The 256-nt window shown below is 67.2% G+C and carries 1 pseudogene; it reads left to right on the top strand.

Annotated elements, in window-relative coordinates:
- Positions 1-256: pseudogene (locus HB681_RS37850) on the top strand (IS630 family transposase); the annotation flags it as partial.

Below are 256 nucleotides of genomic sequence, written 5' to 3'. Positions count from 1 at the left end.
GGCGGCGGCCACGCATTGGAGCACGCGCAAGATGGGCGCCGAGTTGGGCGTCAGCGCCAGCACCGTCATGCGCCATTGGCACGCCCACGGATTGAAGCCCCACATCGTGCGCGGCTTCAAGGTTTCGCGCGACCCGCAGTTCGTCGAAAAGCTCGAGGACATCGTGGGGCTGTACATGTCGCCACCCGAGCGTGCGCTGGTGCTGTGCTGCGACGAGAAGAGCCAAGTGCAGGCGCTGGACCGCACGCAGCCCGGA

It is taken from the genome of Variovorax sp. dw_954 (assembly GCF_018449755.1).
In the GTDB taxonomy this organism is placed as follows: domain Bacteria; phylum Pseudomonadota; class Gammaproteobacteria; order Burkholderiales; family Burkholderiaceae_C; genus Variovorax.
The sequence above is the reverse complement of the archived record's forward strand: the minus strand, read 5'-3'. Positions and strand labels throughout refer to the sequence as shown.